General features: G+C 66.3%; 16 protein-coding genes. 11 read left to right on the forward strand and 5 right to left on the reverse strand.

Annotated elements, in window-relative coordinates:
• Window positions 1–165 precede the first annotated feature (165 nt).
• The 3 genes from AC1DYS_RS07610 to AC1DYS_RS07620 all read left to right on the forward strand — a co-directional run bounded on the left by AC1DYS_RS07610 (window position 166) and on the right by AC1DYS_RS07620 (window position 6,140).
• A complete protein-coding gene (locus AC1DYS_RS07610; protein WP_477897678.1) occupies window positions 166–1,944 on the forward strand; it encodes a response regulator in 1,779 nt (592 codons plus the stop codon).
• A 192-nt stretch (window positions 1,945–2,136) separates the two neighbouring features.
• The gene (locus tag AC1DYS_RS07615) at window positions 2,137–4,425 is read left to right on the forward strand and encodes an ATP-binding cassette domain-containing protein (RefSeq protein ID WP_477897680.1); all 2,289 of its coding nucleotides are present in this window, start codon (window positions 2,137–2,139) and stop codon (window positions 4,423–4,425) included.
• A gap of 275 nt (window positions 4,426–4,700) precedes the next feature.
• The gene (locus AC1DYS_RS07620; protein ID WP_477897682.1) at window positions 4,701–6,140 is read left to right on the forward strand and encodes an MATE family efflux transporter; all 1,440 of its coding nucleotides are present in this window, start codon (window positions 4,701–4,703) and stop codon (window positions 6,138–6,140) included.
• Between the two features lie 78 nt (window positions 6,141–6,218).
• On the opposite strand, the gene AC1DYS_RS07625 is transcribed toward AC1DYS_RS07620, so the two are convergent.
• Window positions 6,219–8,030: a sulfatase-like hydrolase/transferase gene (locus AC1DYS_RS07625; RefSeq protein ID WP_477897684.1), complete on the reverse strand. Its 1,812-nt coding sequence runs from the start codon at window positions 8,028–8,030 to the stop codon at window positions 6,219–6,221.
• A gap of 416 nt (window positions 8,031–8,446) precedes the next feature.
• On the opposite strand from AC1DYS_RS07625, the gene AC1DYS_RS07630 reads away from it, so the two are divergent.
• Together AC1DYS_RS07630 and AC1DYS_RS07635 are read left to right on the forward strand one after the other, a co-directional pair.
• Entirely contained in the window at window positions 8,447–8,908 is a 462-nt protein-coding gene (locus tag AC1DYS_RS07630) for a cache domain-containing protein (protein WP_477897686.1), read from the forward strand.
• 27 nt (window positions 8,909–8,935) lie between these two features.
• The gene (locus AC1DYS_RS07635) at window positions 8,936–10,495 is read left to right on the forward strand and encodes a methyl-accepting chemotaxis protein (protein WP_477897688.1); all 1,560 of its coding nucleotides are present in this window, start codon (window positions 8,936–8,938) and stop codon (window positions 10,493–10,495) included.
• Between the two features lie 56 nt (window positions 10,496–10,551).
• Here AC1DYS_RS07635 and AC1DYS_RS07640 read toward each other — a convergent pair whose 3' ends face one another.
• The 3 genes from AC1DYS_RS07640 to AC1DYS_RS07650 are packed head-to-tail and all read right to left on the reverse strand — an operon-like array spanning window position 10,552 to window position 12,279.
• The gene (locus AC1DYS_RS07640; protein ID WP_477897690.1) at window positions 10,552–10,743 is read right to left on the reverse strand and encodes a hypothetical protein; all 192 of its coding nucleotides are present in this window, start codon (window positions 10,741–10,743) and stop codon (window positions 10,552–10,554) included.
• Window positions 10,740–11,042 (reverse strand): DUF1127 domain-containing protein, encoded by a 303-nt coding sequence (locus AC1DYS_RS07645; RefSeq protein WP_477897692.1) that lies wholly within the window; start codon window positions 11,040–11,042, stop codon window positions 10,740–10,742. The genes AC1DYS_RS07640 and AC1DYS_RS07645 overlap by 4 nt, the downstream gene beginning before the upstream one ends.
• Window positions 11,043–11,094: 52 nt before the next feature.
• Window positions 11,095–12,279, reverse strand: coding sequence for an FAD-dependent oxidoreductase (locus AC1DYS_RS07650; protein WP_477897694.1), 1,185 nt, complete (start codon window positions 12,277–12,279; stop codon window positions 11,095–11,097).
• A 152-nt stretch (window positions 12,280–12,431) separates the two neighbouring features.
• On the opposite strand from AC1DYS_RS07650, the gene AC1DYS_RS07655 reads away from it, so the two are divergent.
• On the forward strand, window positions 12,432–15,353 hold the full coding sequence (locus tag AC1DYS_RS07655; protein WP_477897696.1) for an ATP-binding protein: 2,922 nt from the start codon (window positions 12,432–12,434) through the stop codon (window positions 15,351–15,353).
• A gap of 113 nt (window positions 15,354–15,466) precedes the next feature.
• A complete protein-coding gene (locus AC1DYS_RS07660; protein ID WP_477897698.1) occupies window positions 15,467–15,694 on the forward strand; it encodes a glycosyltransferase family protein in 228 nt (75 codons plus the stop codon).
• Window positions 15,695–15,698: 4 nt separating this feature from the next.
• Here the strand turns inward: AC1DYS_RS07660 and AC1DYS_RS07665 are convergent, their stop codons facing one another.
• A complete protein-coding gene (locus AC1DYS_RS07665) occupies window positions 15,699–16,340 on the reverse strand; it encodes a TetR/AcrR family transcriptional regulator (RefSeq protein WP_477897700.1) in 642 nt (213 codons plus the stop codon).
• A gap of 65 nt (window positions 16,341–16,405) precedes the next feature.
• Between AC1DYS_RS07665 and AC1DYS_RS07670 the strand changes: the two genes are divergently transcribed.
• The 4 genes from AC1DYS_RS07670 (at window position 16,406) to AC1DYS_RS07685 (ending at window position 22,037) form a co-directional block, all read left to right on the forward strand.
• Entirely contained in the window at window positions 16,406–17,599 is a 1,194-nt protein-coding gene (locus AC1DYS_RS07670; RefSeq protein WP_477897702.1) for a TCR/Tet family MFS transporter, read from the forward strand.
• A gap of 173 nt (window positions 17,600–17,772) precedes the next feature.
• Entirely contained in the window at window positions 17,773–18,141 is a 369-nt protein-coding gene (locus AC1DYS_RS07675) for a CopG family transcriptional regulator (protein WP_477897704.1), read from the forward strand.
• Between the two features lie 29 nt (window positions 18,142–18,170).
• Window positions 18,171–19,370 (forward strand): extracellular catalytic domain type 1 short-chain-length polyhydroxyalkanoate depolymerase, encoded by a 1,200-nt coding sequence (locus tag AC1DYS_RS07680; protein WP_477897706.1) that lies wholly within the window; start codon window positions 18,171–18,173, stop codon window positions 19,368–19,370.
• Between the two features lie 21 nt (window positions 19,371–19,391).
• A complete protein-coding gene (locus tag AC1DYS_RS07685) occupies window positions 19,392–22,037 on the forward strand; it encodes an excinuclease ABC subunit UvrA (protein ID WP_477897708.1) in 2,646 nt (881 codons plus the stop codon).
• The last annotated feature ends 26 nt before the right edge of the window (window positions 22,038–22,063 follow it).

The raw sequence follows: 22,063 nt of genomic DNA on the forward strand, positions 1-22,063 counted from the left end.
CGACGAATGGATGCCGACCGCAAGTCGGGCAAATGCGGTGCTGCCTCCCTCGGGCGCGGGCGTACAGTAGGTCGTCTGCGGCCTGATCGTGGCTGCCCCACAAAAGGTCACGCCAGGCGAGATGGGCGAATGACAAAAGATCTGACTCGCATCCAGGTTCTTTGTGTGGACGATCACCCGATCGTGCGGCAGGGCATCGCCATGCTGCTTTCCGTGGAGCCGGACATGGCCCTCGTGGCCGAGGCGGCGAACGGACGCGAGGCGATCCAGCAGTTCCGTGCGCACCGCCCCGACGTCACGCTCATGGATCTGCAGATGCCCGGGATGGGCGGCCTGGAGGCGATCGGTGCGATCCGGGCCGAGTTCCCGGACGCCCGCATCATCGTGCTCACCACCTACGTCGACGACGCACAGGCGCAGCGCGCGCTGCAGGCCGGCGCCAGCGGCTACCTGCTGAAGAACGCGCTGCACAAGGAACTGCTGGACGCCATCCGCGCCGTGCACGGCGGCCGCAAGGCGCTTCCCTCGGAGGGGTCGTTCGAGCTGGCCGAGCAAGCCACGCACGAGGCTGCTCTCACGTCGGCAGAGATCAGCGTCCTGCGCTTCATCGCACAGGGCGAGGCCTATCCCGAGATCGCCCGGGTGCTGGCCCTCAGCGAAGACAAGGTTCAAGGCCAGGTGCGAAACATCCTGGCCAAGCTGGACACCCAGGATCGCTCGCAGCCCGTGTCGGCGGAGTTCAATCGCGAGATGGTCCAGACCGAACGCGCCGCCCGGCATGCCGCCGAGGCGGCCAACCGCGCGAAGAGCGAGTTTCTGGCCGGCATGAGCCACGAACTGCGCACCCCCTTGAATGCCGTCCTCGGCTATGCGCAACTGCTCGCCATGGACGGTGGCCTGAGCCCACGGCAAGCACGCGGCCTGGACGTCATCCACCAGAGTGGCGAGCACCTTCTGGCGCTGATCAACGACATCCTCGACCTGGCGCGCATCGAGGCCGGCCGCACCGAGCTGAACCTGGCACCGGTGAAGCTGTCCGGCCTCCTGCAGTCGGTGGTGGAGCTCATGCGGGTGAAGGCCGACGAGAAGCGCCTGGCCTTCGCGTTCGATGCCGGGGTGGGCCTGCCCGAGGCCGTGCTGGCCGACGAGCGCCGGTTGTCCCAGGTAGTGCTCAACCTGCTCGGCAATGCGATCAAGTTCACAGACAGCGGCAAGGTCAGCCTGCGTGCCTCTGCCGAGCCCAAGGACCCGGGCCAGGTGCTGCTGCGGCTGGATGTCGAGGACACCGGCGTCGGCATGCGGCCTGACGACCTGGAGCGCATCTTCAAGCCCTTCGAGCAGGTGGGCGACGTGCAGCGCCGCAGCGGTGGCACCGGGCTCGGCCTCGCGATCACCCGCGCGCTCGTGAACGACATGGGCGGACAGGTGCGGGTGAGCAGCGAGTTCGGCCGCGGCACCCGGTTCCGCGTGGAACTGCCCTTGCCGCTGGCGCAACCGACGGAGGCCGCTGCCCGCAAAGTGCTCGGCACAGCGCGCTACCAGGGGCCTGTAAAGCGGGTGCTGGTGGTCGACGACGTGGCGGCGAACCGCGCGCTGATGTGCGACTTCCTCGTCAACGCCGGCTTCGACGTGGCGCAGGCGAGCGATGGCAGTGAAATCCCGGAGGCCGCGAAGAGCTTTCGGCCGGACCTGATCCTGATGGACAGCGTGATGCCGTCGGTCGGCGGCGTGGAGGCCACGCGCCGGCTGCGTCGGGATGCCGATCTGGCCACGGTGCCCGTGATCGCTGTCTCGGCCGCGGCCACCGCCGAGCACCGTGCCGCCTGTCTGCAGGCCGGCGTCAACGTGTTCCTGACCAAGCCCGTGTCCTTGGACGCGCTGCGGGCACATATCGGGGAGCAGCTCGGTCTGCAATGGATTGAGCCAAGACCAAGCGCTGACTGAACGGCGGCAACAGGCGGACTGCTGGCGGCATGCCGTATTAGTTCAGTCGCGCTCCGTCGGGCCGGCCTTCCTATCGCTGAACAGCGCCGCAGTCGCTCGATCTGTCAGAGCGGCCGGGAGCGCTGATTGCTCCGGGCGGTCATGCCCAAGAAACCGACCTCAAGCCCAAATCGCTCACCCCAACCCACAGACGTGATCCGCATCGTGGGCGCCCGGGAAAACAACCTGCGCAACGTCAGCGTCGACATACCCAAGAAGCGCATCACCGTGTTCACAGGAGTTTCGGGCTCCGGCAAGTCGTCGCTGGTCTTCGACACCATCGCGGCCGAATCGCAGCGGCAACTCAACGACACGTTCTCCACCTTCGTGCGGCATCGCCTGCCGCACCATGCGCAGCCTGACGCCGATTCGCTGGAGAACCTCTGCGCCTCCATCGTCATCGATCAACGCCGCCTGGGCGGCAACGCGCGTTCGACTGTCGGCACGGCAACCGACATCCTGGCGCTCCTTCGATTGCTGTTCTCACGTGTCGGGCAGCCCTTCGTGGGCTACTCCAATGTCTTCTCGTTCAACCACCCCGAGGGCATGTGCCCGCGCTGCGAAGGCCTGGGGAAGATCGACACCGTCGACACGGATCGGCTGTTCGACAGGCAGCTGTCGCTCAACGAGGGCGCTATTCGATTCAGTGCCTTCGCGGTCGGTGGCTACCGATGGAAGCGCTATGTGGAAAGCGGCCTCTTCGACAACGACAAGCCACTGAAGGACTTCACCGAGGACGAGTGGCAGACACTGCTCCATGCCGAGGACGTGCCGATCACCAACCCCGGGCCAGGCTGGCCGGCAACCAGCCGCTACGAGGGCGTGCTCCCACGCATCCGCCGCAACTTTCTCAGCCGCAACATCGATGAGATCAAAGGCCTGGACCGCGCGGAATGGGATCGGCTGGTGACTGCCGGCCCGTGCCCGCTGTGCCATGGGGCGCGCCTCAACGAGCGGGTGCGGAGCTGCCGGATCGATGGCCGCAATCTGGCCGATTGGTGCGCCCTGGAGGTGGCCGAGCTGCTCCCGATCGTGCGCAGTGTCGATGCGCCCCTGGCGAGCACTCTGGTGCCTGCGATCGACTACCGGCTACAGCACGTGGTCGACATCGGCCTGGGCTACCTGAGCCTCGGCCGCGAGACCACCGGCTTGTCGGGCGGGGAGTCCCAGCGCGTGAAGATGGTTCGCCACCTGGGCAGCAGCCTGAGTGACATGAGCTACATCTTCGACGAGCCCAGCGTCGGCCTGCACCCGCGTGATGTGGCGCGCCTGACCGCGCTGCTGCGCCACCTGCGTGACAAGGGCAACACCGTGCTGGTGGTGGAGCACGACCCCGATGTGATCGCGATGGCAGACCACGTCATCGACATCGGGCCGGGCGCCGGCGACGCAGGCGGCATCGTTGTCTTCGAGGGCAGCGTGGCCGCGCTGCGGCGCGCCGATACGCCCACTGGGCGCTGCCTGTCGCGCCCCGCGCGGATCAACACGGTGCCGCGCACTCCTTCAGGCTGGCTGCCCTTGAAGCAGGTGAGCCTGCACAACCTGAAGGACGTGAGCGTCGCGATACCCGAAGGCGTGCTCACCGTGGTCACCGGCGTCGCCGGCTCAGGCAAGAGCAGCCTGATCAATGGCGCCTTCGTCCGCGCCTACCCCGAGGTGGTGTGCATCGACCAGGGAGCAATCGGCGGCTCGCGCCGCTCGAACCCGGCCACCTACACAGGCATTCTCGACCACATTCGGCGACTCTTCGCGCAGGCCAACACGGCCAGCGCATCACTGTTCAGCGCCAATTCAGGGGGTGCGTGCCCCGTCTGCAAAGGGATCGGCACCACCGAGACAGACCTCGCATTCATGGAACCCATCGTCAGCATCTGCGAGCGGTGTCGGGGCCGCCGATTCACCGACGAAGTGCTGCAGTACCGCCTGCGCGGCAAGAACATCGGCGAGGTCTTGGCGATGCGCGTCGCAGAGGCGAGGGGGTTCTTCGACGAAGCCGACATCCAGCCCGCGCTCGCGCGGCTCGATGAAGTGGGGCTGGCCTACCTGTCGCTGGGCCAGCCGCTCTCCAGCCTGTCAGGCGGTGAACGGCAACGCCTGAAGCTGGCCACCGAGCTTGCGCAGTCGGGGCGGCTCTACGTCTTCGACGAACCCACCTCCGGCCTGCACCTTTCGGACATCGACCGCCTGCTGCGTCTGCTTGATCGGCTCATCGAGCGCGGCGCCACGGTCATCGTGATCGAGCACCAGCTCGACGTGATCGCGAGCGCCGACTGGCTCATCGACATGGGCCCGGAGGCAGGTTATGCGGGCGGGCGCGTCATGTTCGAGGGAACCGTGGCGGACATGATTGCCAACGGCTCCGGCGAGACGGCCACGCACTTGAGGCGACACGCCAGCCAGGGACCCCACGCCATTGCCCATGAGGCTCCGCAGGCGGAATGAACACCCGCATCAGCCGGGCTCGGAAATTTGACGCCAGCTCACAAAGGGTCATTGCCCCGATCAGCAGTCATCTACGATCATTGCCTTGAGCGATTGCCTGGCATCGTCGGGACGAGCGCTCGCGAGCGATGCTTTGGCCAAAGCCATCGAATCGCCACGAAATTTTCTTCTCGCGTTACATGTCACGTGTCGATCTCGGCACACCTCATTCGTCGTCTCCTTGTCAGGCGCAAAGAGAGGGCGGCGCGGGCCGCATGCCACTTCATGGAGATCCGATGAGTTCGACTGAACAATCCGCCGTTGTCTCGACTGCCGTTCCTGTCACGCAGAACCGTTCTCTTTGGCGCGAACTCCTCGACGCCATTCGCGGCACGAACGCCGACTACACGAAGATTCCGATGCGGCGTGCCGTGCTGCTGCTCGCGGTGCCGATGGTGCTGGAACTCGTGCTCGAGTCGACCTTCGCCGTCGTCGACATCTGGTTCGTGGCCAAGCTCGGCCCGTCGGCGGTGGCAACGGTGGGACTGACCGAGACCTTCCTGTTCCTGCTGTACGCCATCTGCATCGGCCTCGCGATGGCAGTGACTGCCATCGTCGCGCGGCGCGTCGGTGAAGGGGACCGCGAGGCCGCTGCGTTCAGCGCCGCACAGGCGATCTGGATTGCGGTTCTGGCGTCGCTGCCGTTCTCCGTCGCAGGCATCGTCTGGGCGCGTGAGCTGCTGCAGCTCATGGGCGCCGACGCATGGACGCTCACGCACGGCGTGCGCTACATGCAATGGATGCTGGGCGGGAATCTGGTCGTCATGCTGCTCTTCGTCTGCAACGCCATCTTCCGGGGCGCTGGCGACGCGGCTGTGGCGATGCGCGTGCTGTGGGTGGCCAACGGGCTGAACATCGTGCTGGACCCGATTCTGATCTTCGGCTTCGGGCCCGTCCCTGCGTTCGGCGTCGAGGGTGCGGCGATCGCCACGGTCATCGGTCGCGGCATCGGCGTGTCGATGCAGTTGTGGATCCTGCTGCGCGGCAGCCGCCACATCCGCATTGTCAGTTCGCACTTCAGGCTCGAGGCGGCCACGCTCTGGAACATCGTGCGCACGTCGCTCGGGGGCGTCGGCCAGATGATCGTTGCCATGACGGCTTGGATTTTCCTGATGCGCATTCTGGCGGCGATTGGCAGCGAGGCGGTGGCCGGCGCGACGATCGCGATGCGTCTGATGATGTTCACGCTGATGCCGGCGTGGGGCATGTCCAACGCCGCGGCCACCCTGGTGGGCCAGAACCTGGGCGCTGGCCAGCCCGACCGCGCCGAGGCGTCGGTGTGGCACATCGGTTGGTACAACATGGCGTTCACCGTGGCCGTGTCGGTGGTGTTCTTCATGTTCCCGCGCGAGCTGATCGGCATCTTCACCGACGAGTCGGGCGTCGTCGACATTGGGGCCGAGTGGTTGCGCATCCTCTCGTACTCGTACTTCGTCTACGGGTGGTGGATGGTCGCGGTGCAGGCGTTCAACGGCGCCGGCGACACGGTCACGCCCACGAAGATCAACCTCGTCTTCTTCTGGCTGATCCAGATCCCGCTGGCGTGGCTGCTCGCCTTGCACTTTGACCTGCAAGCAACGGGCGTGTTCTGGGCGGTGTTCGTCTCCGAGACCTCGGTCGGCGTTTTTACGCTGTGGCTGTTTTCCCGCGGCACGTGGAAGACGGCACGAGTCTGAGCGGCCTGGTCCGTGCCGCGAGCCGCGCAAGTCGCAATGGCTGTTGGCGCCGGCTGACTGCCGAGCCCATTGCAAGACTCAAGGCGGACCGAACTCCATGAGGTCTGCCCACAGGTACGAGAGATAGGCCTCGCGTGCTCTGGGCGTCTGGCACGCCTCCAACAAGCCGATGCACTGGGTTCTTGCCCATATGTTGGCGGCGAGCCAATCGTCGATGGGCGCGCCTGCAGTTTGTGCGAGCAGGCCGGGCAGGAAGACGAGGTCCAGGGCACGCGGTGCCTTCGCCGGCACCCGCTCGGGCCGGTTGCTCGCCACCTCGTACCAGGTCTGGTACTTGGCTGGCACCGTGCCGGTCTCCGTTGGCAGCGATTGCATGCGTTGCCTCAGGGTGATCGCGTTAGCGAACGGTGGCTGATGGTCACCGAACCACGCGAGCACCGCGGGCCTCTGCGTTCCGAGAACTGCCGCGCGCGTGATGGCCATCTCGCGCTCGAACTCGCGGCTGCGCCAGACATAGTCGGCGACGCTGCGGGCTTCGGCTGCGGAGGTGAAACTCTTGGACGCTTCGGCGCGCAGGGCGGCCGGTACACGGTCCATCTCCACGCCATGCTCAGCATGGTTGAAGAGGGTGAGCGCAAACAGGAACACCGGTTGATCGCGCTTGCGCTCGAGCGCAAGAACGCGCCGGGCGGCTTCGTGCACCAGCGCATCGGGGGTGCCCCAGGTCTCGGGCAGGCCCACCTGCGAAGCGTCGAGGAACTCGTCGAAGCCGTATCCGGCATACGCGATGCGGCCGTTCATCATGCCGCCGCGCGTCGGGTACATGGCCACGGTGCGGTAGCCGGCCGCCTTCAGTGAGCGGACGAAGGAGCGTTTGACGTGAGGCGCAATGCTGAACGGTGCGAACTCGCCCGCGGGCCCGAACGCGTCGTGGGGCACACCCGTCGCGAACGCGAACTCCGACAGCCAGGTGCTGCCGCCGAAGATGTGCACCTGCAGCGGCCCGTGCGCGATCGTGCCGCTGGAGGCTCCGAACGCATCCAGTTGGCAGAGCGTCGCAGGGCAGCCCGCAATGGTCGCCGGATTGAATTGACTCTCCTGCAGGAAGACGACGATGTCGGCCGGCGTGGACTTCGCCTCGGCCGAAACCAGCTTCAGGCTGTCTTGCCGGAAGGCTGTGGTGTCGGTGTATTCCACGTCCCACCGGGGCTCGAGCGACGTCGTCGCAAAGAAGGCGACAGCCGGCCGTTCGTGCAGGCCTTCTCCGACAAACCAGGCACCTGCCGCATTCAGCTTCGACACCTCGTTCGCAAACAGGACCCCGCTGTGCGCGATGAGCAGAGTGGTAAGCGCCGCGGCCGTGATGGGGGCTGGCCAGCCCACGCGGCGGCCCGCGGGGTTCCATCGCCATGCCATGAAGCAGCCCGCGATGGCAAAGCCCAGGGCCGCCGCTGCATACCAGACCAATGTCGGCTGGGTTCCCAGCACGCCGACGTTGTCGGCGAACTGCCGGAAGAAGAACCGGATGTCCTGCCACGTCAGCGGCGTGCCGGCGAATTGCTGCTTGAGGCGGATGCTCGCCAGCAGCAGCGCGGTCGCCATGCTTCCGGCCACGGCAGCGAAGCGCGGCCGCAGCGTGAGGAGATAAACCACCAGGCAAGCCACCAGCAAGGCGTGCGAGCCCACCTCGGCATCGACCCAGGGACCGGCCAGTGGCGGCAGGGCCAGCACGATGGCATCGCCAAGCCGCCGCCGGCCGACGTAGGCCACCAACGCAGCTGCCGCAGACAGCCCGAGCGGCGAGTCGAGGAACGACCAGGAATGTGGCGCGAGAAAGAAGCCACCGCAGATCAGCAGCAGGGCCGCGCCGACCGCCAGTTGCGTGGACAAACGGTGGTCTTGGCGGCTTCGAGCGTCTGGCGAGAGCTGCCCTTCAATGCAGTCTCGTGCCGTTGCCGAAGCATTCTTTTGAGCCGTTTCTGATGGAGAGTTGCGCCTCCGCGCCGCGGCGAGCAACCGGGCGATGGTGTTGCGATGCATGGAAAAATCGGTAGTCACGGATCAGCGTACGGCAGTTTCCCACGCGACCACCATGGCGCCATCCGATCAGACCCCAAGAGGCCCGAGGCGTCTCGCCGGGGCGGCCAAAAGCCCCCGGATGTGACTTCTGGAACATGCAGCCTGCCTACGCAGTGACTGGGTTAACCCCACGCTCAAGCGCTGGTCCATCCAGCCGATATACCAGCCACCTGCCCCTTGTGGGGGCCGGGCTACCTGCAAACACCTCTTTCCAGAAGGACCATCCAATGAGTCTCCAACTGCAACGTCGCCTGCTTCTGATCTGCGCCTGCTTCGCCGCCACCGCCGCGTGGGCCGCCGATCCGGTCCGCGGCACCAAGGAAGAAGCCAAGGCGCTCGCCGAGGCCGCCGCCGCCCACGTGAACAAGGTCGGCAGCGAGCAGGCATTCAAGGACTTCGCCGATGCCAAGTGGCACCCGAAGGACATGTACGTGTTCTCGCAGAACATGGACGCGGTGATGATCTATCACGGCGCCAACGAGAAGCTCGTCGGCAAGAACTTCACCGAGGTGAAGGACTCCACCGGCAAGGAATTCAACAAGGAAATGATCGCCACGGCCAAGAAGGGCGGCGGCTGGGTCGACTATCAGTGGGCGCACCCGACCACGAAGAAGATCGAGGACAAGAGCAGCTACGTCGTGCGCATCACCAAGCCGGACGGTTTCGTCGGCGTGGGCATCTACCGCTGATCGACCCCATTCACCTCCGGAGCCATCGTGTTCAAGAGCCTGAACGACCTGCCCATCGCCGCCAAGGTGGCCACGGCCCCCGTGCTGGTGGCGGTGTGCCTGCTTGTTTCGTCGGGGTCCGCGTACCTGACGAACGTGCGAACCGCCAGCGCCGTGGAACTGATCTCGAGCCAGGGCTTGCCCAACGTGGCTGAGACCAGCGCCTTCAGTGAGCACGCCACGCAGGCCTACGGGCTCGTGATGCAGAGCCTGGCCTATGAAGGCGCCGGCATGAAGCCCGACACGGTAGCCCGCATCGACGCGCAGATTCCGAAGCTCTTCGGCACGATGCACGGCGACCTCAAGCGCATGAAGGAAGCAGCCGCAGGGCGGCCCGACGTGCAGCAGCGCTGCGATGCGGTGGAGGCCTCGCTGAAGAAGCTGGAGAAGTTCTCGGCCGACGCGCTGGACATGAAGAGCGGCGGCCTCGCGGCAGCCGCGATGTTCATGACCGGCGCGGAGAGCGCGTTTGCCGAGCTGAAGAAGCAAACTGCCGCGCTGACTGAACAGGAAGTGGCCTCGGGCCGCGCACAGGCGGCGGCTGCTGCCGATGCGGTTGCGTTCGGCAACCGCGTGACGATTAGTCTCGCCGCAGTGGCGCTGCTGCTGTCGGCTTTCGTGACCTGGCTCTGCGTGGGCGTGATCACCGGCCCATTGCAGCGCGCTTTGAAAATTGCGCGTGACGTGGCAAGCGGCAACCTGCAGCGCCAGCAGATCGAGGCCGGGAGCGACGAAACGGGGCAGGTGCTCAATGCGCTCGACCAGGTGTCGCTGCAGCTCAACCGCACCATCAGCGACATCCGGGGCGCGGCCGACCAGATCGACACCGCGTCGAGCGAGATCGCGCAGGGCAACCTCGACCTCTCCACCCGCACCGAACAGACCGCATCGGCCTTGCAGCAGACCGCAGCCACGATGGCGCAGCTGGCCACGGCGATCCGCCAGAACGCCGCCACCGCACAAGAGGCGACCCGCGTTGCCCAGGAAGCGTGGGCCTTTGCCCGCGAAGGCGGCACGGCGGTGGACGACGTGGTGAGCACGATGAGCGGCATCAACTCGCAGGCCAAGCGCATCAGCGAAATCATCGGCGTGATCGACGGCATCGCCTTCCAGACCAACATCCTCGCGCTCAACGCGGCGGTGGAAGCGGCCCGCGCCGGCGAACAGGGCCGCGGCTTCGCGGTTGTGGCCCAGGAGGTCCGTGCGCTGGCCGGACGCAGCGGCACGGCCGCGAAGGAAATCCGCACCCTGATCGGCGCCTCGGTGGAGCAGATCGGCAGCGGCTCGCACAAGGTTCAGCATGCGGGCGAGACGATGCAGAAGATCGTCTCGTCGATCGAACGGGTGTCGGCCATGGTCACTGAGATGTCTACTGCCAATTCCGAGCAGGCGTCGGGCTTCGAGCAGGTCAACACGGCGGTCGGCCACATGGACCAGGCGACGCAGCAGAACGCGGCGCTGGTCGAAGAGGCGGCTGCGGCGGCGGAGTCGCTGAAGCAGCAGTCGAAGGGACTGATGCGGGCGATCGAGGTATTCAAGACGGCGTAAAGCAGGCGCGACCCTCCTCACCGCAGGCGTGAGGGACAGGAGTCGACGCGGGCCGGCTAGCCGCCACCTCTGGCCGCCGACGCGGCGGCTGGTGGGTCAGCTCCTGCCACGGCGCGGGATTCGCGATCGACGTTCGGTGCCTGTGGCGAGTAGTTCAGCAGAAAGCTGCTCGGCGGGACGGCCATCACGGAAGCAAGCGCGCCAAGGGATGCCATGCAGACGGCGATGAAGTGTCGGACCGGTTTCACGAGGCGCTCCTGCAAGACGCTGCCGATCGCGTCGGTGGCACTGCTTCGCGCCGAGGCCGTTGCGGTGCGCGTGTTGTCGTGATCCTGCCTGCCAGGCTTCCGGCTTCTACCGCTGACCGGATCTCGCCGCGGGTCAAACCGATGTCCGCGAGTTGGTGGTCGTTCATGTCTGACAAGGACTGCACAGTCAGCCGTTCGAGCTGCACCGCTGCAGCGCGCTGCAGGGCGTTTCGCAAGGCCCGTGTGAGCCAGGTTAACGGCGCGTGCCACGTGTGGATGAACAGGCGATTCGATGGCATGGCGCTCTCCTGGCATTTGGGGCGATGACGTGACGAGAATTTCCGCGCCTGTCTACCGATAGACGAGGCCTGACAAGCGCCACGCCAGCTGACGCCGCACTGCCGGCAAGCGGGACACGGTCGACAACAGCAGGTTGCGCAAGCTGCGCAGTCCGGGGCGGATCGTCGCCATGCGCGTCAGCCGATCGGCCAGTGCGACGATCTGCTGGGCCACCGGGCGCCGCTGCGCGCCGTAGGCATCGAGCGCGCTGGTGTGGCCGGCGAGGGCGGCCTCCAGCCCGTCGGCAAGGCTCATCGCATCGAGGATGCCGGCGTTCATGCCCTGGCCGCCAGCCGGGCTGTGCACATGGGCGGCGTCGCCGGCGAGCACCACACGCCCAGCGCGGTAGGCATCGGCGATGCGGTGCTGCACCCGGAAACGCGAACCCCACAGCACCTCGTGCACGACCGCCTTCTCGCGCTCTGGCCCACGCGTGTCGAGCAGCGCCTGTACGAACGCCACGTCGGGATGCTCAGGCGCTTCGTCGACGGTCGAAACGATGCGATGCACACCCCCGGGCAGCGGTGCCACCACGACCATGCCGGCCGGTGAAAAGTAGAGGATCACCTCGTCGCGCGGCACCGCGCCGGTCAGTCGCACGTCGGCAAGCGAGAAAGACTCGTCGTAGCTTCCGCCGGAGAACGGGATGCCGGCCAGCTGGCGCACCGCGCTGTGCATGCCATCGGCACCGACCACGTACCGCGCGGACACGCGGCTGCCATCGTCGAGCAGCGCGGTTGCCTTCGTTGCGTCCTGCGTGAGGCCGACCAGCGTGCGCGGCCGTTGCACGCGCCCGCCCAGGCGGGTCAGGCGTTGAAGCAACACGCTTTCGGTGTCCGCCTGAGAAATCATCAGCGTGTACGGATACGGCGTCGGCAGGTCTTCGAAGCCGATCGGCACCAGCACGCGGTCGCGATCACGAATGGTGAAGCGCTGTGCCGGGATGCCACGCGAGACGAGCGTCTGCGCCACACCCAGCGGTTCGAGCACCTCGAGCGTCCGAGCGTGGACGACGGCAGCACGCGAGGTGTTGGCCCCGGCAGCCTGGCGGTCGATGAGGGTCGTGCGCACGCCTTTGGCGGCGAGTGCGGCGGCGAGCGTCAGTCCGGTCGGGCCGGCACCGACGATCAGCACGTCGGTGTCGACGTGCGGGGCAGAGGTCATGGCGTGGGCTGGCGCAGGGGCAATCGGGTTCATGTCGGTTCCTGTGGGTGTGCGGTGCATCGATGGGGTGAGGGACGGATGCAAGTCTCCGCATGTCACCCGTCGGTGTCGTCGCGGAACGGTGTCGAAACCGTCTCGAAGCGGTGGCGTGCCGGCTACATTTGCGGCAACCCCTGCGACCCCCCATGAGCGAACCCGAGCCCCTGCTTCTGCGCTTCGCCGAGTTCGAACTCGACGAGGCCAATGCGCGGCTGAAGCGCCAGTCGCGGGTGCTGGACGTGGCGCCGCGTGCGTTCTCCGTGCTCTGTGCGCTGGCGCGCCGCCCGGGCCAGCTGGTGACCAAGGATGAACTGCTCGACGCGGTCTGGGGACACCGCCACGTCACCGAGTCGGTGCTGAAGTCGGCCATCCGGCAACTGCGTGCCGTGCTCGACGACGACGCGAAGCAGCCGCGAATCATCGAGACCGCTTGGCGGCGCGGCTACCGGTTCATTGCCAAGGGCGGTGACGGTGATGTCGCGCCGGTGCCTGTCGTCACCGCGCAGGCTCCATTGGTTTCGGCGCCTGCGGCCGGAACCCCCGCTGTACCCCCGATCACCGGCCGTGTGGCAGCGTTGTCGCGACTGCAGGCTGCGTGGGGTCGTGCGTCCGCCGGCCAGCGCCAGCTGTGCTGGCTGGCCGGCGAAGCCGGTGTCGGCAAAACGACCTTGGTCGATCACTTTGCTGCTTCACTCGGCCCTGTGGCGGTCGCGCGAGGCCAGTGCGTAGAACAACACGGACCCGGCGAACCCTATCTGCCGGTGCTGGAGGCGCTGGGCTCGCTCGCGCGCGACGAGCACCACGGGCGCGACCTCGCCGCCTTGATGCGCAGCGTCGCACCGACCTGGCTGCTGCAGCTGCCCTGGCTGTGCAGCGAGCCGGAGCGCGAGGCGCTGCGACGCGAACTCGCCGGCTCCACCCAGGACCGCATGCTGCGCGAGTTCGGCGAGCTGCTCGACCGCTGGGCCAGGGAGACGCCGCTGCTGCTGGTCACCGAAGACCTGCAATGGAGCGACCACGCCACCGTGAACCTGATCAATCACGTCGCGCGCCGGCGCGGCACGGCGCGCTGGATGTGGCTGGCCACCTTCCGCGTGGCGGAGGTGATCGCCGACGACCACCCGGTGCGAGCCGTGCGCCATGAGCTGCGACTGCACCGCCTGGCCGACGAGGTCCTCATCGACTCATTCTCGGAGCAGGAGCTGGCCGCCTACGTCGCCCGCCGACTCGATGGTGCCGACTGGCCCGAGCCCCTGCTGCAGGCGCTGCACCGGCACACCGACGGGCTGCCCCTCTTCGTGGCCAACGTCATCGACGATTTGCTGGCGCAAGGCGCGCTGCCTGCGCGCGTTCTGTCGGGTGATGCGCAGCTGAGTTTCGACGCACTGTCAGTTCCGGAGAGCCTGGCCGGCGTCATGGAACGCCAAATCGCACGCCTGCCTGGCGAGCAAATGGCCTTGCTGGAAGCGGCCAGCGCCTGCGGCGTCGAGTTCAGGCCCGCCGTGGTGGCCCAGGTGCTCGGGCGCGACGCCGAGTGGGTGGCCGCGCAGTGCGACCTGCTGGCGCACCGGCAGCAGTGGCTCGCCTCGACCCAGGTGGAGCGGGCTGCGGATGGCGAGCTGGAAGCGCGCTATGCGTTCCGGCATGCGTTGGTCCGGCACGTGTTTCACGACCGCATGGGCACCCTCGCACGCGCTCAGTTGCACCGCCGCGTGGCGCGTGCGCTTGCAGAAACGTCTGGTGCCGCAGCCTCGGCTGCGGAGCTCGCGACCCAGTTCGAATTGGGGCAGGACCCGGATGCGGCACTTCCTTACTGCGCAGCTGCGGCCGAGGGTGCGCTGCAGCAGTTCGCTCCCGCAGATGCACTGCGGCTGGCCGACCGCGGCCTGTCGTTGGCCAAGCGATGCCAGCCCGGCGCCGCGGTGCAGGAGCTGCTGGCCACGCTCCACACCTTGCGCGGCGCCGCAGCGGCCCAGGTCTTGGGCGTCACCGCCGACGCCACTCTGCAGTCGTTCGAGCAGGCGCACGCCGCGATGGATGCCTTGCCGAACCACCGGCTGCGAAGCATGGCACTGCATGGGCTGGGGCTCGGTCTCTTCCTGCGTGGCGGGCCGCAACAGGCGCGCGAACTGGCTGAACGCTGCCTGGCCCAAGCGCGGCAGCGCCAGGATCCCGTGCTGACCGTGGCGGCCTGCGACCTGCTCGGCCAGATCATCAAGCTGGAAGGGCCACCCGGCGACGCCATCGCCGTGCTCGAACAGGGGATCGAGGCCGCAGCAGCGCTCGACGAACGCCTGCTGCAATCGGCCTTCGTGCTGGACCCGCTGGTCAACATGCAGGCGGCGCTGGCGCTGCCGCTGCTGCTGGCGGGCTTCGACCAGCGCTCCAGGACCGTGTCCGACCTCGCCCTCGCACGGGCCCGGGCCTTGAAGCAACCCATGGCCCGCATGATTGCCACGTGGCTTGCGCTGCTGTGCGACATCCGCCGCGGCGCGCAAGACCAGGTTGCCGCGAGGACGGAGCAACTGCGCAACATTACCGACGAAGGGGCGCTGGCGGCGAGCCAGGGCCCGAGCGAGTGGTTCGCCGGGCTGGCAAAAGCTTGGTTGGACAGTCCCGTGGACGGCCATGCCCAGATTGAACGCGCCCATCGGCACAGTGTGCTAACTGGCCTGCTGCACGGTGGTTCGGAGGTGCTGGGCTACGCCGCCGAAGCGGCAATCCTGGCGGGCGACTGGAACGTGGCCGTGCAACACGTGGACGAGGCACTTGAGCTGACGACGCGCCTGCACGAACACCGCTACCTACCGCAATTGCTGTTGCTGAAGCGCCGGATCGCACTTGCCCAACACGCGTCAACGGACGCTCATCATGCCGCCCACCAGGCGCTGATCGAGGCCCGACGCCAGCGGTCACCGTGGCTGGAGCTGACCGTGTTGGTCGACCTGTGCGAAGGCCCACACGCGAGCTCGGACGACATCGAGTTGCTGCGCGGCGTGGTCGCGAACCTGGAAAGCAGTAGCGCCCCGTTGGTGCGCCGCGCGCAGGCGCTGTTGGCACGTGCCTGAGGGTCTTCGGCGGCGCTTGACACCGAATCAACACGGTTTCATCACGACTCAATGGCCATGCGCGCCTACGCTGGTGGTTCCACGCGCGATCCAGCGCACTGCCGCCACATGCCATGACACTGAATCCGATCCCGTCCCATCCAGGCAGCCTTTGCTACATCGTGAAGTTGCACCGCGACTCTCAGCCCGAACAGGGCCAAGTCTCTGGGCTGCTTGAGCATGTCGGCACGGGCGATGTCGTCGCGTTTGCCGATGCCGAAAGCCTGGTGGCGGCGCTGATGGCACATGCCGTTACGGAGGCAGCCCAGTCCTATCGCGATGAGGGCGCGGGCGTGCCATGAGTCTTCAGGCGTAGGCCGTGCCGGCCAACGCAGCCTTGGCTCCGATGCTTCCCTTGTCGACGAGAGCGAGAAAGAGGGCTGTGGCTTCCTTCGCGTCTCGCCTGTGTCGATATGTCCCTTGCGCTTGGATCAGGGCCACGGTCCACGTTGCCAGGAGCAGGCCCGCGGCCAGATGGGCGGCGGGATCACCCGGCTCCCGCCCGACGGATTCGGACATCGCTACTGCAACGACTTGCGTGATCTCGTCACGTATCGCTCTGGCTCGCGCCTTGAGGGTTTCGCTGCCCTCGATCGTCTTGATGAAGTTCTGGCTCTCGTCAGAAAAGTTGACGTAAGGGGTCTGCTGCTCCACCAGCCGATGCACCAGCAGGCGCAGCGTCTCGATGGGCGAGACGAGGGGATCGCGCTGGCGCAGGGCCTCACGCAAGACCTCGCGGGCTTCATCGTCGCGGTCGAAGAACATGTCCTCTTTGCGGGGAAAGTGGTTGAACACCGTCATGCGCGCCACACCCGTGGCTGCCGCGATCTCGTCCACCGTCACCCGATCGAAACCGCGTTCCCAGAAAAGGCGCGTGGCGGCATTGGAGATGTCCTGCCTGGTGGCAAGGCGCTTGCGGGATCGGTGGCTGGATGGGGGCACAGACATGGTTTCATTGTACTGAGTACAATTTATGTACTCAGTACATTTTCAGCGCTCCATGCGCGCTCACCATGAACAAGCCGCTCGTCGTCATCTTCACTGCCATCGTCCTGGATGCTGTCGGCATCGGCCTCATCTTTCCGATCCTGCCTTCGCTGCTGAAGGACGTGACTCACGCGGATAACGTGGCCCCGTTCATCGGCATCATGATGGCGCTCTACGCGACGATGCAATTCGTCTTCGCACCGGTGCTTGGTTCGCTGAGCGACCGGCTCGGCCGGCGCCCGGTGCTGCTGATTTCGCTTGCCGGCGCGGCGGTGAACTACCTGTTCCTGGCGTTCGCGCCCAGTCTGTGGATGTTGTTGCTCGGCCGCGCCATTGCCGGGCTGACGAGTGCCAACAGCTCGGTGGCCGCCGCCTACATCACGGACATCTCTCCGGAGGACAAGCGCGCACGCCGCTTCGGCCTCATGAATGCCATGTTCGGCATGGGCTTCATCGTCGGCCCCGTCCTGGGCGGCACCCTCGGTGACCACGGGCTGCGGCTTCCGTTCATGGCGGCGGCCGTGCTGAACGCCTTCAATCTGCTGCTGGCGTTCTTCATGCTGCCGGAGTCGCGCACTCCAACCAGGGAGCCCATCGATCTGAAGGCGCTGAATCCCCTGCGGCCACTGCGTTGGGTCTTCTCGGCGAAGAGCCTGCTGCCCGTCACCCTCATCTTCTTTGCCTTCAGCGCCGCCGGCGAGGTCTATGGCACCTGTTGGGCTCTATGGGGGAGCGACGCCTTCCAGTGGAACGGGCTTTGGATCGGCCTGTCGCTGGGCGCGTTCGGGGTCTGCCAGACGCTTGCGCAGGCATTCGTTCCCGGACCCGCAGTGAGACTGCTCGGCGAACGCGCGACCATTTTGACGGGCGTTGCTGCCGCGTGCGTTGCGCTGATCGTCATGGCCTTTGCTACCCAGGCCTGGATGATCTTCGCGGTCATGCCGGTCTTCGCGCTCGGCGGCATTGGAGCACCTGCGTTGCAGTCGCTGGCGACAAGGCAGGTCGACGAGAGCCAGCAGGGCGAGTTTCAAGGCGTGCTCGCTTCAGCTGTCAGTCTGGCCTCGATCGTCTGTCCGCTTGCGTTCTCGAGCATCTATTTCGGCGTCAGAGCGCAATGGCCGGGCGCGATCTGGCTGTCGGCCCTGGTTGTCTACGCGATCGTGGTGCCGCTCGTGCTGGGTCTGCGCTTTACGAGGCCGGTGGTGGTACCAACGGTGTAGCGCGTCGGCAGTCAAAGCAGTCGTTGCGATGAGGGCTGCGGCCAACATGGTCTTCTTGCCGCCGCTTCTTGATTCCGGGCGTCTTATGCTCCAATTGGAATCTAATTGGATTCCAATAGGATGTTATGGGCGCAATCATCGAACCTCGGCCGCGAGCCGGCGAGACGGAAAAGATGACCGTCAACGTGGGCGTGGTCGATCTTGGCCACGTCGATTTGCTGGTGCAGGAAGGCTTCTATTCGAATCGCTCGGATCTCATCCGAACCGCGCTTCGCAACCAGCTGGCTCTGCATGCCGACATCCTCAAGCAGACGGTCACGCGCCGAACACTGACGGTGGGCCTTCAGCACTACAGCCGAGCCGACCTCGAGCGGGCCGTGGCCGCAGGCGAGCGCCTGCAGGTGCAGGTCGTCGGCCTTGCACGAATCGCCGACGACGTGACGCCCTCTTTGGCGCGCGAAGCCATCGAGTCGGTGACGGTTCTGGGCGCATTCCAGGCCAGCCCCGAGGTGCGAAAGGCCTTGGCAGGTCGCATCCATTGATCTGCTCCTTCAACAACCGAAAGAGACTCATGCAATACCGCTTCAACGCACGATCACCGGCATTCGATGCCGACGCGATCAACGAAACGATTCAGCGGGCGCTTGCCTCCGCCGGGCTCGACACCACGGCGGGGCCCCTGCACAACGTCGCCGAGACCATCAGGAGTGCACTGGCATCTGCGGGCTTGGGTGACACGCCAACCGCCCCAAGGTCGACCGAGTCGGTGATCGATGTGGAAGCCCGCGTCGTTGGCACCGCCGATGCTGATGGAGAAGCCAGACCAAGCAATCGCCCATCAACCGATGGGATAGGGGCACCAGGCAGCTTCGAAACACATGAGTTCAGCAACCATGCCGGTACGCGCTCCTACAAGCTCTACGTGCCGGCCGGCGCTCATGAGTCGTCGCTGCCCGTGATGGTGATGCTGCATGGCTGCACCCAGTCGCCTGACGATTTCGCGGCGGGAACGCAGATGAACCGCCTTGCCGACGAGCACGGCTTTCTCGTGGTGTACCCCGAGCAACCCGCGCGCGCGAACACGTCGAAATGCTGGAACTGGTTCAAGCAACAGGACCAGCTGCGCGACGCTGGCGAACCCTCGTTGATCGCCGGCATCGTGCGCGAGGTCGCAACGCGCCATGACGCCGACCTGCGTCGCATGTTCGTCGCCGGTCTTTCTGCTGGTGCGGCCATGGCCGTCGTCTTGGGCGAAACCTACCCCGAGCTTTTTGCGGGCGTCGGCGCGCATTCCGGCTTGCCTTATGGCAGCGCACATGACATCCCATCGGCAATGGCCGCAATGAAAGGCGGCCGCAGTGGGCTCGCACGCGCACAGGGAATGCCGAGCGCTGCGGCTGCCTCACCAAAGAAGGCGGTGCAGCCTGTGCCCACGATCGTCTTCCATGGCGACCGCGATCACACCGTGCAACAGACCAATGGCTCGGAGATCGTCAAGCAGGCGAAGGACGCGTACCTCGCCCAGGCGGGCGACGTGCCTCTCACCTCCAGCACTCAGACCGGCAAGACGCCCGGTGGTCGCGGCTACACACGCACGGTGCATTCTGACGCGGAAGGGCATGCGCTGATCGAGTCGTGGGTGCTGCACGGCGCGGGTCACGCGTGGTCGGGCGGGGACGCCCGCGGCTCATACACCGACCGCACCGGGCCAGACGCGTCGGCCCAGATGGTTCGCTTCTTTCTTGCCCTGCCGCGCGCGGGATCGGCCTGAGCGCTGTCAGGAGACTAACGGATGAAGCAAGCGGACTCAGAACACCGCGGCATGGTCAGCGTCAGGGGTGCGCGCGAGCACAACCTGAAGAATGTGGATGTCGACGTACCGCGTGATGCGCTGGTGGTCTTCACCGGCGTCTCGGGGTCCGGCAAGTCATCGCTGGCGTTCGGAACCATCTATGCCGAGGCGCAGCGACGCTACTTCGAGTCGGTCTCACCCTACGCGCGACGCCTGATCGATCAGGTCGGCGTGCCCGACGTGGATTCGATCGACGGGTTGCCTCCCGCGGTCTCGCTTCAGCAGCAGCGCGGCACGCCGAACGCGCGTTCGTCGGTGGGGAGCGTCACGACCCTCTCGAGCCTGATTCGCATGCTGTACTCGCGTGCGGGGACGTACCCGGCGCGCCAGCCCATGCTCTATGCAGAGGATTTCTCGCCGAACACCACCCAGGGCGCGTGCCCCGAGTGCCATGGCCTGGGCCGCGTGTTCGAGGTCAGCGAGCGAACCATGGTGCCGGACGACTCGCTGACCATCCGCGAACGTGCCGTTGCGGCCTGGCCCACAGCGTGGCAGGGCCAGAACCTGCGCGACATCCTCGTGACGCTCGGGTACGACGTCGACCGGCCGTGGAAGCAGCTGCCTAAGAAAGACCGCGACTGGATCCTGTTCACGGACGAGCAGCCCACCGTGCCCGTATATGCCGGCTTCACACCTGCGGAAACGCGAGCCGCGCTGCGGCGAAAGGCAGAGCCGAGTTATCAAGGCACGTTCATCGGCGCGCGCAAGCATGTGCTGCACACCTTTGCAACCTCGCAAAGTGCGCTGATGAAGAAGCGGGCGTCTCGCTTCATGATCGGGACCACCTGCCCGATGTGCCATGGAAAGCGTCTGAAGCGAGAAGCACTCTCGGTCAAGTTCGCTGGGTACGACATCAGCGAGTTGTCGCAGATGACACTCGACCAGATGGCGTGTGCGCTCGAGCCGGCGTCGCGTGGCGAGTTCGGCCCGGACGCAGGACTCAAGAGCCCATCAACGCTGAGTCGTGCCCGAGCCCACGAAGACACGGCCAAGCGAGTTGCAGCCGGTGGCTCTGCCCATCACGCGGCGAACGATGCGAGACGAACCGCCAACCTCTCGCAAGAAAAGCGCATTGCGGCACAGCGCATCGCGGCCGATGTGCTGGAGCGCCTGGCATCGCTGCGGCGGCTTGGCCTCGGCTATCTCTCGCTCGACCGCAGCACGCCGACGCTTTCACCCGGTGAACTGCAGCGCTTGCGGCTGGCCACGCAGATTCGCTCGAATCTCTTTGGTGTCGTCTATGTGCTCGACGAACCCTCGTCGGGCCTGCACCCGGCCGACAACGAAGCCCTGATGCAGGCGCTTGAAGAACTCAGGCAGTCCGGCAATTCCATCTTTGTGGTGGAGCACGACCTCGACGTGATGCGGCGCGCCGACTGGCTGGTGGATGTAGGCCCCGATGCTGGCGAGTTGGGAGGGCAGGTGCTCTACAGCGGCCCGCCGAATGGCCTGCAGCAGGTTACCAATTCGCACACTGCGCGCTATCTGTTTGCGGCGAATCCTGACGCAGCCAGAGTCCCACGGGAGCCGAAAGCGTGGCTGGATGTGCGTGGCATCACGCTCAACAACCTGAAGGGCGTCGACGCAAGGTTTCCGCTGCATGCGCTGACGGCCGTGTCGGGCGTGTCGGGCTCCGGCAAGTCGAGCCTCGTCACCCAAGCGCTGGTCGGTCTGGTGCTGGAGCACCTGGGCAGCGAGCCCGCGGTCGACGAAACCGACTCGGAAGCAGGGCAGCTCGAGTCGAACCCACGCGCGGGTGGCCGCATTCATGCAGGCATGGAGGGAATCCGGCGGCTGGTTCAGGTCGATCAGAAGCCCATCGGCCGAACGCCTCGTTCGAACCTGGCCACCTACACAGGCCTGTTCGACCACGTGCGCAAGCTGTTCGCAGAAACTGGGGCAGCGCGCGCACGCAAGTACGACGCAGGGCGCTTCTCGTTCAACGTGGCCAAGGGCCGCTGCGACACCTGCGAGGGCGAGGGCTTCGTCTCCGTTGAGCTTTTGTTCATGCCCAGCGTGTACGCGCCTTGCCCGAGCTGCCATGGCGCGAGGTTCAACGAAGCGACGCTGAAGATCCTGTGGCGCGGCAAGAGCATCGCCGACGTGCTGGCCATGACGGTCGACGAGGCCCACACCTTCTTTGCGGATGAGCCGGTGGTGGCGAGGCCATTGAGCCTGCTGCGAGACATCGGCCTCGGCTACCTGCGCCTGGGGCAACCGGCCACCGAACTCTCTGGTGGCGAGGCGCAGCGCATCAAGTTGGCGACCGAGCTCCAGCGCGCGCAGCGCGGTGACGCGCTCTATGTGCTGGATGAACCGACCTCAGGGCTGCACGCCTTGGACGTGGACAGGTTGATGGCGCAGCTCGAGCACCTGGTGAACGCCGGCAACACCGTCATCGTGGTGGAGCACGACCTCAAGGTGATCGCCGCTTGCGACTGGCTCATCGACATGGGCCCTGGTGGCGGCGACGCCGGTGGCCAAGTGGTTGCCAGTGGAACGCCGAGCCAGGTGGCGCGAAGCGACAGGAGCCGAACCGCGGTCTACCTGAGGCGGGCCAAGAACCAGGAAACTGCTCGACCTTGAAGCCCACGCTCATGGGCCGTCTGGGA

It is taken from the genome of Rhizobacter sp. P2_G4 (genome assembly GCF_056403575.1).

Bases quoted from the DNA above. Each gene is read 5' to 3' on its own strand.
- AC1DYS_RS07620 (WP_477897682.1), top strand. From the start codon at position 4,701: ATGAGTTCGACTGAACAATCCGCCGTTGTCTCGACTGCCGTTCCTGTC.
- AC1DYS_RS07630 (WP_477897686.1), top strand. From the start codon at position 8,447: ATGAGTCTCCAACTGCAACGTCGCCTGCTTCTGATCTGCGCCTGCTTC.
- AC1DYS_RS07645 (WP_477897692.1), bottom strand. From the start codon at position 11,042: ATGCCATCGAATCGCCTGTTCATCCACACGTGGCACGCGCCGTTAACC.
- AC1DYS_RS07650 (WP_477897694.1), bottom strand. From the start codon at position 12,279: ATGAACCCGATTGCCCCTGCGCCAGCCCACGCCATGACCTCTGCCCCG.
- AC1DYS_RS07655 (WP_477897696.1), top strand. From the start codon at position 12,432: ATGAGCGAACCCGAGCCCCTGCTTCTGCGCTTCGCCGAGTTCGAACTC.
- AC1DYS_RS07660 (WP_477897698.1), top strand. From the start codon at position 15,467: ATGACACTGAATCCGATCCCGTCCCATCCAGGCAGCCTTTGCTACATC.
- AC1DYS_RS07665 (WP_477897700.1), bottom strand. From the start codon at position 16,340: ATGTCTGTGCCCCCATCCAGCCACCGATCCCGCAAGCGCCTTGCCACC.
- AC1DYS_RS07670 (WP_477897702.1), top strand. From the start codon at position 16,406: ATGAACAAGCCGCTCGTCGTCATCTTCACTGCCATCGTCCTGGATGCT.
- AC1DYS_RS07675 (WP_477897704.1), top strand. From the start codon at position 17,773: ATGACCGTCAACGTGGGCGTGGTCGATCTTGGCCACGTCGATTTGCTG.
- AC1DYS_RS07680 (WP_477897706.1), top strand. From the start codon at position 18,171: ATGCAATACCGCTTCAACGCACGATCACCGGCATTCGATGCCGACGCG.
- AC1DYS_RS07685 (WP_477897708.1), top strand. From the start codon at position 19,392: ATGAAGCAAGCGGACTCAGAACACCGCGGCATGGTCAGCGTCAGGGGT.